A 12572-nucleotide genomic window follows, 5' to 3' on the forward strand; every position below is an offset into this window, starting at 1 on the left:
GCGCGGCGTCGACGCCGGCTACAGCGAACTGATGGGACCACCGGCGTGGCGACGCGGACCGGCCCGGAGGCCCGGTTCCGGGGTCCGGTTGGAGTTCGAGCCAGACTGGTCTTGAGGCTCGTTCCATCCGGGCTGGGCGGGCTAGAGCTCGCCGACGTCTACAGCTTCGTGTTCTTGAAGCCAGTTGAGCGGGTTCACCGTGGTGAGCTGGTCGTCGGTGTGGACCTCAAGATGCAGGTGCGGGCCGGTGGAGTTCCCGTTACTTCCCACCCCGGCGATCACCTGGCCGGCTTCCACGGCTTGCCCTGGCTCGACGTACAGGCCAGAGGCGTACATGTGGTTGTACCAGGTGTAGACCGTCTGATCCTCGATCTCGTGCTCGATGATGATGAGCATGCTCGACCTCCCGGCGCGCCCCTCCCCGACATAGGTCACGACGCCGTCGGCCACGGCGTGGATAGGGGTGTCCAGGGGGGCTGCCAGGTCGACGCCGTAATGGAACTGCGCGGCTCCGCCGAACGGGTTCTGCCGCGTGCCGTACCTCGAGGTGATCCGGTAACTGCCTTCGGCCAAGGGCATGACGACCTTTTGGCGTGCAGGCACTAGCGCCGCGGCCATGCCATTGGCGCTAGCGCTGCCGTCCACTGCAAGCTGTGACCGTTCCGCGGCACGAGAGGCTCGGATCGCTGACGCCATCTCTCTTTCGGCGGGCCGGTCAAGGATTGCCGAAGTGGCGCTGGCCGACTCCAACTCGAAACGCTCTGCTGCACCGAGAAGGGCCTCCAAGGCACTTGTCTCCGCGGGCACGACAACGGGGACGGACATGACCTCGGCCTGGGGGGATGACACGCTCACCGGAGCAGCCAGGAGCGCCACGGCCCCGAAAGCCGAGACAAGTGTGAGCGCACGTCGCCGCCCACGAGATCGGGGACTAGTGCGCAGGTCTTTCCTACGGATCTGCTGTGACGGTTGGGAGCTGACGGGTTGCGCCCGGACCGCGTGGGGACCACTGCGCAGGTCCCGCCTGCGCGGATGCTTCACCACCCCTGCGGCGATCACCCGCTCAAGGGCGTCCGCTCCTCCGGTCGCCTGGCGCAATTCACGGCGAGTAGGCCGCAATCCCTGCGGTGGCACGTGAGGCACGCTCAAGGAGGCTCCTTCTGCGGATACAGCACGGCCGCAGAAGGCCGGGCAAGATCTCAGGGACCATTCGGTCTGAGGACCACGCTACGTTCAGTTTGGTCCGCGAAGCGACAAGCACCTGGTCTCTTCATTGAACCTTCATGAATCACCACGGTCTGTCGCCCCTCAACACCTGGGCACCGGGCTCGTTCGACCAGTGCCCACCCTGGACCTCCTGTGTGAGCGCATGGGCTTACAGACTTCTTACACTCGCAGTGAGGATGAGCAGCCTTGGGCGGCATCGCACCCCGCCAGCGGGGGCAGGTGAGCGGTCATGATGACCGCTCAAGTACTGCATGCGGAGATGCATATAGCTACCTACCGCTGGCTTTCGGCGAGCGGTAGGCAGCGTCCTTGGCACAACCGCCCACAGTCTGGCGCGGCTGGTTCCAGAGGTCGATGAAGCTGTTGAACGGCTCCGCACCGTAGGTGAAGAAGCCCCGTGGCGCGGTGGACACTCCCTCCCCGCGCTGCCGCGCGGAGATCACCGGCGCCCCGCGCTCCTGACTCGCTGCGCCAATTGCCGCAGAGAAGGGCCCCGCCATCGTGACTCGAACGCGGAAACCCTGACGGTTCTCAGTGTATGGCCGCCGCCACTTCGGGGTCCGCTGGGATTTGGAGGCTTCAGGCGTGTTGTTCCAACGGCACCGCACCTAGCCGAGCCAGCTCCCGCGCGCTCCAACAACCGCATCCACCAGGTCAGTTCAAGCGGGACGTCGCCGGTGCGCGCACATCACATGTCCACGAGGTGAGAGTGGAGGGCGGCGGTTCTCGCTAACGAGAGGCGAAGACAGGCCGATAGGACGCAGTGGACGACGAAAGGAGTATCGGTGGACGGGATCCTGGCCATCTCTCATCGCATGGCGCAGATCGAGGCGACCCTCGGCTCGCTCTCGGCCCCCCGCGTGCAGCCACCCGCAGGCTCTGCCACCGCATTCTCCGAGGTCCTCGCCAGCGCCGTCGCTGACACCGCCCCGACTGTGGCCCCAGGAGCCTCGCCCCTCGGACGCTCCGGGGTCCGGGTCAACGCCGACGGCGTGCCGGTCGATCTCGCCGCGTACGGCAACGGCCGCATCCCGCGTGACGCTCTCGAACCGGTGGGCGACACCGGCCACAGACTGTGGGCACCAGCCGCCCAGTCGTTCGAGAAGCTCCTGTCCGCAGCGGCGGCCGACGGCGTGACCATCCGCGTCACCGACTCCTACCGCTCCTACGACGTGCAAGTCGACGTCGTCCGGCGCAAGGGCCTGTACTCGCAGGGCGGCCTGGGCGCCAAGCCGGGCACCAGCCAGCACGGCTGGGGAATGGCGGTGGATCTCGACCTGGACGCCTCGGCGCAAGCCTGGATGCGCACAAACGCCGCACGGTTTGGGTTCGTCGAGGACACCCCGCGCGAACCCTGGCACTGGGCGTTCCAACCCTCCTGACCTGACGGCGCATTCGGGCGTGCTCGCCCGACGCGTCGGTCGTGGAAAGGCATGCCTATCCGGACACTGAGCTGGCCGCTGCCTGCGCTCGGTAGCTGTGGGAGTCGGCCCCGGCGGCGGCGCCGGTGACATGTTCGGCGTGGGATAGGGACTCGGCCAGCAGGCGGTGGACGTGGGCGTCGGTGGCCGAGTAGTAGATGAAGGTGCCCTCGCGTCGTGTCCGGACCAGGCCGGCTAGCCGCAGCTTGGCCAGGTGCTGGCTCACCGCGGCCGGTGCGGCCCCCACAGTCTCCGCCAGGGAGTTGACGTTTGCCTCGCTCTGGAAGACCGCCCACAAGATCTTCACCCGCGTCGGGTCAGAGAGCATGCGGAAGGTGTCAGCGGCGATCTGCGCATGCTCGTCGTCGGGAACGGGGCGTACCAGCTCATCGTGCACACACCTACCCTACCGACCCGGCTTGCTATCTGCATAGATGAGCAGATAGTTTGAGGGTATGGACTTGGCGCGACAGATGCACCCCCATGGTGGACAGGCCTACCCGCATGGGCATGACGACTCCGGTCACGGGGACATGCACCCCCACCCTCACGGGCACGACCACTCCCATCCCCACGGTGGCGGCCACGACCACCTCCACCCCCACGAGGACGGGCACGACCACGATCACTCCCACGAGAGGACGGGAGTGTGGGCGCGGGTCAAGCACGCCTTGGTGCCGCACAGCCACGACCACAGCGAGGCGATCCAGACCGCCGAGGAGACCAGCGCGATCGGAATCCGGGCGGCGTGGATCAGCCTGGCCGGCATGGGCGCCACCGCCGTGCTGCAGATCGTCATCGTCTGGCTCAGTGGATCGGTGGCGCTGCTCGCCGACACCCTGCACAACCTCGGGCACCTGGCCACGACGATCCCCCTGATCATCGCCTTCCGGCTGGGCCGGCGCTCTGCGACCCGGCGCTACAGCTACGGCTTCCGCCGGGCGGAGGACCTGGTGGGCCTGCTCATCGGTGCCGTCATCGCGCTGTCCGCCGCGCTGATCGTGTGGGAGTCCATCCGCGCCCTGAGCAACCAACGGGACATGACCCACCTGGGCTGGGTCCTGGCGGCCGCCCTCATCGGGGCGGCCGGTAACGAGGTCGTGGCGATCTACCGCATCCGCGCCGGCCGCCGGATCGGGTCGGCCGCCCTCATCGCCGAGGGGCAGCACGCCCGCACCGACGCCCTGACCTCACTGGCCGTCGTCATCGGGGTCATCGGGGCCTGGGTCGGTCTGCCCTGGGTTGACCCGGTCATCGGCCTGGTCATCGCCGCCATCATCGTCGCGGTGCTCATCGGCTCCATGCGCACCGTCGTGCGCCGGCTCATGGACGGCATCGAGCCGCACACCCTGGACCTCATCGAGACCACCGCCGCACGAGTGCAGGGAGTCACCTCGGTGGACACGGCGCGCGCCCGGTGGACCGGTCACCGCCTGGAAGCCGAAATCAAGATCTCGGTGGACCCCGACCTCCCCCTCGGGGGCGGTCACGCCGTCGCGCACGCCGTCAAGGACCAGCTGCGAGCCCAGGTCCCCCACCTGGAGCGCGCCTCGGTCCAGGTCAGCCCCGCGACACAGCTCGCTCCCGGGCACCACCGCCCAGACGCGTAAGAATGAAGGACATGACTGCGGAACCTACTGACCAGAACCTGCCCCGCGTGCTCGTCGTCGACGACGAAGCCCCGCTGGCGCGACTCGTCGCCAACTACCTCGAAGGTAATGGCTTCGAGGTCCAAATGACCGGAGACGGCAGCGACGCGATCCAGCGGGCCCGCCAGTGGCACCCGGGCGTGATCGTCCTCGACCTGGGCCTTCCCGGCGCCGACGGCATCGAGGTCTGCCGCACCGTGCGCACGTTCTCCGACTGCTACATCATCATGCTCACCGCCCGCGTGGAGGAAGTCGACAAACTCATCGGGCTCTCGGTCGGCGCCGATGACTACCTCACCAAACCCTTCAGCCCTCGTGAGCTCGTCGCCCGGGTGCGCGCCATGCTGCGCCGCCCACGCCAGGACACCGGCCCGCACGGCGCCGGCGCGTCGTTCGGGCCACTGACCATCGATCTCCTGGGCCGGGAAGCGTTCATCGACGGGGAGCCCGTGGCGCTGACGCGCACCGAGTTCGACGTCCTCGCGGCCCTGGCGAACCGCCCGAACATGGCCTTCTCCCGCCGCCAGCTCATCGAGACGGTGTGGGGACCCGGCTGGGTGGGCGATGAACACCTCGTCGACGTCCACATCGCCCACCTGCGACGCAAGCTTGGAGATGACGCCTCCGCGCCCAAGTTCATCAGGACGGTGCGCGGCGTGGGCTACCGGATGGGCACCGGGGAGTGAGCACCGCACCGCGCCGCCGGTGGGGGCTCGGCGCCCGACTCCTCGCCGCGATCGTCGCAGTCATCCTCGTCGCAGCCGGCACCGCGTGGGCGGTCGCCTCCGCCATCGGCCCGGAGATCTTCCACGACCACATGCTCATGGCCCAGCCCTCCGACTCGTCGGTCGTCGCCCACGCCGAGGAGGCCTTCACCAGCGCGTGGAGGTTGTCGCTGTCCTTGGCGCTGCTGGCCGCCCTCCTGACCTCAGTGGTCGTCAGCGTCTTCCTCACCCGGCGCATCGCCAGGTCCCTGGAGGGCGTGCGCCAGGCGGCCGCCCAGGTCGCCAGCGGCGACTACGCTGCCCGCGTCCCGGCGGTCCACATGGGCGCTGAATTCGACGACCTCGCGGGCGCGTTCAACACCATGGCCGCCGACCTCGGAGAGATCGAGCAGACCCGCACCCGCATGCTGAGCGACCTGGCCCACGAGATGCGCACCCCGGTGGCCACGCTCGACGGCTACCTCGAGGGCATCCTCGACGACGTCGTCAAGGCCGACGAACCAACCCTGGGGATGCTCCGCGAGCAGGTCGCGCGCCTCGCCCGCCTCGCCCAGGACATCGCCCTGGTCACCGCGGCCGGGGAGGGACGCCTGAGCATGCACTGGCAAGCCGTGCCGGTGGGCGCGCTCGTCGATGACGCCGCCGCGCAGGCCGGCGCCAGGTTCGCCGACAAGGGTGTCGACCTGTCGGTCGAGGCCGCGCACGAGGCCCGCGAGACGGTCCTCACGGCCGACCCCGACCGGCTCGGCCAGGTCCTGACCAACCTGCTGGACAACGCGGTGCGACACACCCCGCGGGGCGGCCGGGTGGTAGTCGGAGTCAAGCGGGCAGGCTCCACGCTGCAGCTGTCCGTGCGGGACACCGGCACCGGAATCGCCTCCGAGCACCTGCCGCACCTCTTCGAGCGCTTCTACCGCGCCGACGCGGCCCGGGACCGCGCCCACGGCGGCTCGGGCATCGGGCTCGCCATCGTCCACTCCATCGTGCACGGCCACGGCGGCACCGTGGCCGTGGCCAGCGCCGGCCCCAGCCACGGCGCTGTCTTCACCGTCGAGCTGCCCGTCGACGCCACGCCCCGGACGCAGCCCCGCTCAACCTGACGGGGTGGTCCCCTTGGCAGCTGTCTGCTCTACCAGCTCTGGGGCCGATCGAGTCTCGTCCCGTGCCTCGACGCCGGGAAAGAGAGCCCTGATGGCCCACACGCCCAGGGCAATGAAGACCAGGCAGATCGTCAGAAGCAGTATCCAAACGTCGATGTCCATGACGAGTCCTCCCTTTCCCGGTCCGATCACCTGACGGGTTCAGGCACGCCCGGCTCGAGGGCCACGGGGTCTGCAGACCGCTGATGAGTACCGTTGCGAACGATCAGGACGATGCCGACGGCGATGCTGAGCAGCGCCCACAGCTGGGGCTGGGTCAGGCCAAGGACGACCGGATCGTTGATCCGCAGGAACTCCACCAGGAAACGCGACAGGCCCGACAGGCCCAGATATGCCCCGAAGAGGGCCAATGGCGCCCACCGCCGGACAAGGGCCACCAGGACGGCGGCGATCACAGCCGCGAGGAGCGCTTCATACAGCGGGGTGGGGTGGACGGGCACATCGGTCGCGACCACACCCGAGGGGAATGCCATCCCCCACGGCAGATCGGTGGGACGCCCGTAGGTCCCATCACCACTGACGAAGCAGCCCAGCCGGCCGATGCCGTAGGCCACCGTCAAGGGTACGGCAACCGAACCAGCGACAACGTCGACCGGTAGCTGGTGGCGTCGGATGACGACCATGGCCGCAATGACGCCCCCCACCAAGCCTCCGTACCAGGTGAACCCCATCCCGCCCAGGTCGTGCATGGTGATGGCCGGGTACTGCTCGAGCAGGTAGTACACCTTCGCGCCGACGAACCCCCATACCGTGGCCCACAGCACCAGCGCGTGGGCGGAATCCTTCTTCAGACCCCGCCGCTCGAAGGCCCGACCCAGCAGCCACGCTGCCACCAGGGCAGCGGCCGCCTTGCTCACCCCGTAGCTCTGGACATCGATCCCGAGGATCGTGAACAACACCGGACGCACGCTCTCCCCAATCCTCCGTGACGCATCGGCCAGATCAGCCGGCGGCGCCATTAACACACCACAATGACCAACGTTCACGAAGAAGGCGTGCGCCGTTGGATGAAGATTTGCTGAAGACAGTGAGCGCACGCTTCCGAACGAAACGCAGGAGTCTCGCCCAGCGCTGGGAGACCTCAAACAGTGGCGATCTCCCTGACGGTGTATCGCTCCCCGGTCTTCATGAATTCTTCATCATCCCTGCAGCGGAATAGACACATCCCGGTGATTACCTAGAACCCATACCCAGCAGGGGTATAGGAGGTGCGGGACTGTGAAGACGAAGGTGTATCGGGTGTGGGGCCTGACCTGCGAGGTGTGCCTGGCGCGGCTCCTGGAGCGGGTGCGTCAGCTGGCCGGTCTGAGGACCGTCGCGCTAGACCTGGTCAGAGATGGTGAGTCGCGTCTGGCGCTCACCGCCAGCCCTGTCCTCCCGCCGCAGGCCGTTCGTGCCGCGGTCGAGGACGCCGGGTTCTCCCTGTCCGCCCCGGCTGTCGCGTCAGCAGCATCTACGGAGGTGTGAGTCATGAGTGTGCTCGACTGGTCAGTGATAGCCGGCGGCGTCGTACTGACCGCGTTGCTGGTGTGGTACTTCTTCGGCCCGAAGAAGTCCCGCCGTGCCGAAGTCGCCGACGGCGTGCAGGAAGTGACGGTAACCGTCAGGGGCGGCTACAGCCCCGACCTCATCGAGGTCCAAGCCGGGATGCCGGTGCGGTTGCTGTTCGACCGACAAGAAAGCGGGGACTGCTCCTCCCGGGTGATGTTCCCGGACTTCAAGATCAACCAGGGCCTGCCGGCCAACACCGTCACCGCGGTGGAGTTCACCCCCACCTCCGCCGGGGAGTACGGCTTCGCCTGCGGGATGAACATGCTCCAGGGCAGGGTGCGGGTCGTCGGCGAGTCGGGGACTGAGTCCGCTGGCGGGGGCACGGCGGTCGCCGTGGCCGAAAGGCCCGGCCGTGACCACGGCGAGGTGGCCACTCGCGACCAGCACCACAACGGCACGCCGAGCGGCGCGGTCGGGCACGGGGAGCTGGTGGACGGTGTGCAGGTCGCCGAGGTGAAGATCCGTGGCGGCTACCACCCGCAGGTCCTTCGACTGGCCCCCGGTGTACCGGCACAGCTGGTCCTGGTCCGTCAGGAGAACGGGGCGTGCTCTGAGCGATTCACCATCCCGGCGCTCGACGTGGACGTGGCCGTTCCGGCCTTCGGCAGCACAGTCCTGGACGTTCCGGCACTCCCCGAAGGGCGGTACGAGTTCACCTGCGGGATGGGGATGCTGCACGGCGCCCTCGAGGTCGGCGACCCACCCAGCACCGACACGGTCTCGCGCACCGGTTCCACCGGACTGGACTCCCCGCCACCGGTGGCGGTCTCACCGCCCGTGGCGCCGGAGGAGGACGCTGAGGAGCAGGAGAGGGCCGCAGAGATCACCGACCTGCGCCGGCGGGTGCTGCTGGGGGCCGCCCTGAGCCTGCCGGTGGTGCTGGCGGTCATGGCGGTGGAGTTCTTCTCCGCTGCGTGGGTCCCGGACTTCCTGATGAACCCCTGGGTGCAGCTGGCACTGATCACCCCGGTGATGTTCTACACCGGCTGGCCCATCCACAAGACCGGGTGGCTGGCCCTGTCCCACCGCACCGCGGACATGAACTCCCTGATCACCCTCGGCACGATCGCCGCCTACGGCTACAGCCTGGTGGTGACGTTCGCCCCGGGGCTGCTCCCGGTGGAGACCCGGGAGGTGTACTACGAGGCCGTCGGTGTCATCATCACCCTCATCCTGCTGGGCCGGCTGTTGGAGACCAAGGCCAAGGCCGGCACCGGTGAAGCGATCCGGACCTTGATCGGTCTGCAGCCGCGCACCGCCCGGGTGGTACGCGCCGGGCAGGAGCTGGAGATCCCCATCGACGAGGTCGCCGCTGGCGACGTGGTCGTGGTCCGCCCCGGGGAGAAGCTACCGGTGGACGGGCAGGTGGTGGAGGGCACCTCCACGGTGGATGAGTCGATGGTCACCGGGGAACCGATCCCGGTGACGAAGTCCCCAGGTGATGAGGTCATCGGCGCCACCATCAACCAGACCGGTTCCTTCCGGTACACCGCCACCAAAGTCGGTGCGGACACGATGCTGGCCCAGATCATCACCCTGGTGCGCCAGGCGCAGGGCTCCAAGGCCCCGATCCAGCGCCTGGTGGACAAGGTCTCCAGCTACTTCGTGCCCGCGGTGATCCTCATCGCGATCTGGGCGTTCGTGGTCTGGGCTCTCGTGGGTCCCCCGCCGGCGCTCATCTTCGCGCTGGTCGCCGCGGTCTCCGTGCTCATCATCGCCTGCCCCTGCGCGCTGGGGCTGGCCACGCCGCTGTCCATCACCGTGGGTACCGGCAAGGGTGCCACTTCGGGCATCCTCATCCGGTCGGCCGAGGCGCTGGAGACCGCGCACAAGCTCGACACCGTGGTGCTGGACAAGACCGGCACGATCACCAAGGGCGCCCCGGCCCTGACCGACGTGCTGCCCGCCGAGGGCTTCAGCGACGTCGAGCTGCTCACCCTCGTCGCGGCGGTGGAACGCTCCTCCGAGCACCCGCTGGCCAGCGCCATCGTCGCCGGCGCCCAGGACCGCGGCCTGCAGCTACCGGAGGTGGCCGCGTTCGACTCGCTCACCGGGCAGGGCGTGCGTGCCCTGGTGGAGGGCCGGGAGGTCCTCGTCGGTAACCGGCGCCTGCTGGGCAGTGTCGGGGTGCAACCGCAGACCGACGCCGCGGACCGGCTGGCCGCGGACGGCAAGACCCCGATGTTCGCCGTCGTGGACGGGCGCTTCGCCGGGGTGATCGGCGTGGCCGACACGCTCAAGGACGGGTCGGTGGCCGCCATCGCCGCCTTGCAGAAGCGCGGCATCGACGTGGTGATGATGACCGGGGACAACCGCGCCACCGCCGCGGCCATCGCCCGCCAGGTCGGCATCACCCGGGTGGTGGCCGAGGTCATGCCCGAGCACAAGGCCGCCGAGGTCAAGCGCCTGCAGGGCGAGGGCCGCGTGGTGGGCATGGTCGGGGACGGCATCAACGACGCCCCGGCCCTGGCCCAGGCCGACGTCGGCTCGGCGATCGGCACCGGCACCGACGTGGCGATCGAGTCCTCCGACATCACCTTGATCTCCGGGGCACTGTCCGGGCTGGTCACCGCGGTGGACCTGTCCCGGGCCACGATGCGCAACATCCGCCAGAACCTGGTCTTCGCGTGGATGTACAACGCGATCGGGATCCCGATCGCCGCCGGGGTGCTCTACCCCGCGCTCGGCCTGATGCTCAGCCCGATGATCGCCGCGGCCGCGATGGCACTGTCCTCCCTGTCCGTGGTCGCCAACGCCAACCGGCTGCGCGCCTTCACCCCTCGGCCCGTCCCCGAGGTCACCCACGCCCCCGCCACCGACCCGGTGGTGGAGGTCGGGCACGACGACGAACAAGGAACGGAGAACACCATGTCCCACAGCTCTGCACGGGTCACCGACCCCGTGTGCGGGATGAGCATCGACCCGGCATCGGCCGCCGACAGCGCCGAGCACGAGGGCCAGACCTACCACTTCTGCTCCACCCACTGCGCGCAGACGTTCCGCGCAGACCCGGCCCGATACGCCACCTCGGTGGCTCCCTAACCCACACATCCCGGTGGGCACCGGCCCCGCGCCGGTGGCCCACCGGGATCCCTGGAGGCGATCAACATGACCACCGACCAGCACACCCAGGCCCTGCTCGTCCGGCTGCGCCGGATCGAGGGCCAGGTCCGCGGTATCGCCCGCATGGTCGAGGACGAGAAGTACTGCATCGACATCCTCACCCAGGTCTCGGCAGCCTCCCGGGCACTGCAGAGCGTGGCCCTGGCGTTGCTCGAGGAGCACATGGCCCACTGCCTGCTCCACGCCGCACAGGCCGACGAGCTGCAGCAGGAGACCAAGCTCAAGGAAGCCTCCGACGCCATCGCCCGCCTGGTCCGCAGCTGAAGGAGGAGATCGGTGGCCATCGACTACGACGCCCCACGGCCCCGCGAGGAGGAGGTGCCCGACACGACGCCGCTGAGCGCGCTGGTCGCGGCGGCGCCGACGCACCAGGAGGAGGCCGACGAGGCCGAGCTGGCCGAGCAGTACGAGCTGCCCGGCGCGGACCTGTCCGGTGAGGAGCTGGCCGTGACGGTCGTGCCACGACAGCAGGACGAGTTCCTCTGCGCCCGGTGCTTCCTCGTCCACCACCACAGCCAGCTGGCCTACCACGACGCCGGCCAGCCGGTGTGCAGCGAGTGCGCGTCCTGACCGGGGGTCCATCGAACGCGCTGATGACAACAACGACACGAAGGAGAGCTGAGATGAACGTGAAGGTAGCCATCAATGGGTACGGCGTGATCGGTAAACGAGTGGCCGACGCGGTGCGGGCCATGCCCGACATGGACCTGGTGGGAGTGGCGGACGTGGCCACGGACTGGCGCGTGCGCACCGCGACCGAGCGGGGCATCGCGGTCTTCGCCGCCACCGATGAAGCCGGTGAGGCGATGACACTGGCCGGGGTGCCGGTGTCCGGCGGCCTGGCTGAGCTGCTGGCCCAGGCCGACGTGGTGGTGGACACCACTCCCAAGAAGGTCGCCGCCACCAACCTGGAGATCTACCGCGCGGCCGGGGTCAAGGCCGTGTTCCAGGGCGGGGAGTCCCATGCCACCACCGGGCACTCCTTCGTCGCCCAGGCAAACTACGCCACCGCACTGGGCCGGGAGGCCACCCGGGTGGTCTCGTGCAACACCACCAGCATCGTGCGCGTGCTCGGCGCCCTGCACGATGCCGGCCTGCTCGCCCGTGCGCGTGGGGTGCTGATCAGGCGGGCCACCGACCCGGCCCAGTCCCATCAGCGCGGGATCATGAACACCGTGGTCCCCGAGGGCGCCATCCCCTCCCACCAGGGCCCCGACGCCCGCACCGTGCGCCCGGAGCTGGACGTGGTCACCATGGCCGCCAAGGCGGCCCACACCCAGACCCACAACCACTTCTGGACGCTGCAGCTGACCCGCCCGGCCAGCCGGGAAGAGGTCCTGGACGCCCTGCGGGCCGCACCTCGGATCGCGTTTATCCGCATGTCCGACGGCCTGACCGCGTTGAACACCACCGTCGAGCTGATGGGCGACCTGGGTCGGCCCCGCGCGGACATGTGGGAGGTCGCCGTGTGGGAAGACGTCCTGACCGTGGAGGGTGAGGAGGCCTACCTGACCTACCAGGTCAACAACGAGGCCATCGTCATCCCCGAGACCATCGACGCGATCCGCGCCCTGACACAGACCGTCACCGACGGTGCGACGTCGGTGGCGCTGACCGACGAGGTCCTCGGGATGCGCCGCGAGTTCCTCCCCCACCCTGTCCCCGTGACCACCGACTGACACCAGCCGGTGCCGGGCTCCCCAACATCCCATGACG

12 protein-coding genes are annotated in these 12572 nt (G+C 69.0%); 8 read left to right on the top strand and 4 right to left on the bottom strand.

Annotation, left to right across the window (positions count from 1 at the left end; all coding sequences use genetic code 11):
* Nucleotides 1-141 precede the first annotated feature (141 nt).
* Nucleotides 142-855, bottom strand: coding sequence for a M23 family metallopeptidase (locus tag AA0005_RS16720; protein WP_413451228.1), 714 nt, complete (start codon nt 853-855; stop codon nt 142-144).
* Nucleotides 856-2012: 1157 nt separating this feature from the next.
* Here AA0005_RS16720 and AA0005_RS16725 point away from each other — a divergent pair.
* The gene (locus AA0005_RS16725) at nt 2013-2609 is read left to right on the top strand and encodes a D-alanyl-D-alanine carboxypeptidase family protein (protein ID WP_413451229.1); all 597 of its coding nucleotides are present in this window, start codon (nt 2013-2015) and stop codon (nt 2607-2609) included.
* A gap of 55 nt (nt 2610-2664) precedes the next feature.
* Here the strand turns inward: AA0005_RS16725 and AA0005_RS16730 are convergent, their stop codons facing one another.
* Nucleotides 2665-3045, bottom strand: coding sequence for an ArsR/SmtB family transcription factor (locus AA0005_RS16730; RefSeq protein WP_413451230.1), 381 nt, complete (start codon nt 3043-3045; stop codon nt 2665-2667).
* Between the two features lie 277 nt (nt 3046-3322).
* Between AA0005_RS16730 and AA0005_RS16735 the strand changes: the two genes are divergently transcribed.
* The 3 genes from AA0005_RS16735 to AA0005_RS16745 are packed head-to-tail and all read left to right on the top strand — an operon-like array spanning nt 3323 to nt 6122.
* Nucleotides 3323-4258 (top strand): cation diffusion facilitator family transporter, encoded by a 936-nt coding sequence (locus AA0005_RS16735; RefSeq protein ID WP_413451231.1) that lies wholly within the window; start codon nt 3323-3325, stop codon nt 4256-4258.
* Between the two features lie 11 nt (nt 4259-4269).
* Complete coding sequence (locus AA0005_RS16740) at nt 4270-4983, top strand: response regulator (protein WP_413453118.1); 714 nt, start codon at nt 4270-4272, stop codon at nt 4981-4983.
* Nucleotides 4980-6122, top strand: a complete 1143-nt coding sequence (locus tag AA0005_RS16745; RefSeq protein WP_413451232.1) for a sensor histidine kinase — start codon at nt 4980-4982, stop codon at nt 6120-6122. Before AA0005_RS16740 ends, AA0005_RS16745 begins: the two co-directional genes overlap by 4 nt.
* On the opposite strand, the gene AA0005_RS16750 is transcribed toward AA0005_RS16745, so the two are convergent.
* A complete protein-coding gene (locus AA0005_RS16750) occupies nt 6114-6284 on the bottom strand; it encodes a hypothetical protein (RefSeq protein ID WP_413451233.1) in 171 nt (56 codons plus the stop codon). The genes AA0005_RS16745 and AA0005_RS16750 overlap by 9 nt on opposite strands.
* 26 nt (nt 6285-6310) lie before the next feature.
* On the bottom strand, nt 6311-7081 hold the full coding sequence (locus AA0005_RS16755; RefSeq protein ID WP_413451234.1) for a prolipoprotein diacylglyceryl transferase: 771 nt from the start codon (nt 7079-7081) through the stop codon (nt 6311-6313).
* A 571-nt stretch (nt 7082-7652) separates the two neighbouring features.
* On the opposite strand from AA0005_RS16755, the gene AA0005_RS16760 reads away from it, so the two are divergent.
* From AA0005_RS16760 to AA0005_RS16775, 4 genes are all read left to right on the top strand, one after another.
* Complete coding sequence (locus tag AA0005_RS16760) at nt 7653-10775, top strand: heavy metal translocating P-type ATPase (protein ID WP_413451235.1); 3123 nt, start codon at nt 7653-7655, stop codon at nt 10773-10775.
* A gap of 66 nt (nt 10776-10841) precedes the next feature.
* Nucleotides 10842-11120: a metal-sensitive transcriptional regulator gene (locus AA0005_RS16765; RefSeq protein ID WP_413451236.1), complete on the top strand. Its 279-nt coding sequence runs from the start codon at nt 10842-10844 to the stop codon at nt 11118-11120.
* A 12-nt stretch (nt 11121-11132) separates the two neighbouring features.
* Nucleotides 11133-11426, top strand: coding sequence for a DUF4193 domain-containing protein (locus AA0005_RS16770; protein WP_413451237.1), 294 nt, complete (start codon nt 11133-11135; stop codon nt 11424-11426).
* Between the two features lie 53 nt (nt 11427-11479).
* Nucleotides 11480-12535, top strand: coding sequence for a type II glyceraldehyde-3-phosphate dehydrogenase (locus tag AA0005_RS16775; RefSeq protein ID WP_413451238.1), 1056 nt, complete (start codon nt 11480-11482; stop codon nt 12533-12535).
* The last annotated feature ends 37 nt before the right edge of the window (nt 12536-12572 follow it).

The organism is Georgenia phoenicis (assembly GCF_047302425.1).
GTDB lineage: Bacteria > Actinomycetota > Actinomycetes > Actinomycetales > Actinomycetaceae > Oceanitalea.

What these genes read in the sequence shown, in the direction of transcription:
- AA0005_RS16740 (WP_413453118.1), top strand. Translation starts at nt 4,270, where the DNA reads ATGACTGCGGAACCTACTGACCAGAACCTGCCCCGCGTGCTCGTCGTC.
- AA0005_RS16750 (WP_413451233.1), bottom strand. Translation starts at nt 6,284, where the DNA reads ATGGACATCGACGTTTGGATACTGCTTCTGACGATCTGCCTGGTCTTC.
- AA0005_RS16760 (WP_413451235.1), top strand. Translation starts at nt 7,653, where the DNA reads ATGAGTGTGCTCGACTGGTCAGTGATAGCCGGCGGCGTCGTACTGACC.
- AA0005_RS16765 (WP_413451236.1), top strand. Translation starts at nt 10,842, where the DNA reads ATGACCACCGACCAGCACACCCAGGCCCTGCTCGTCCGGCTGCGCCGG.
- AA0005_RS16775 (WP_413451238.1), top strand. Translation starts at nt 11,480, where the DNA reads ATGAACGTGAAGGTAGCCATCAATGGGTACGGCGTGATCGGTAAACGA.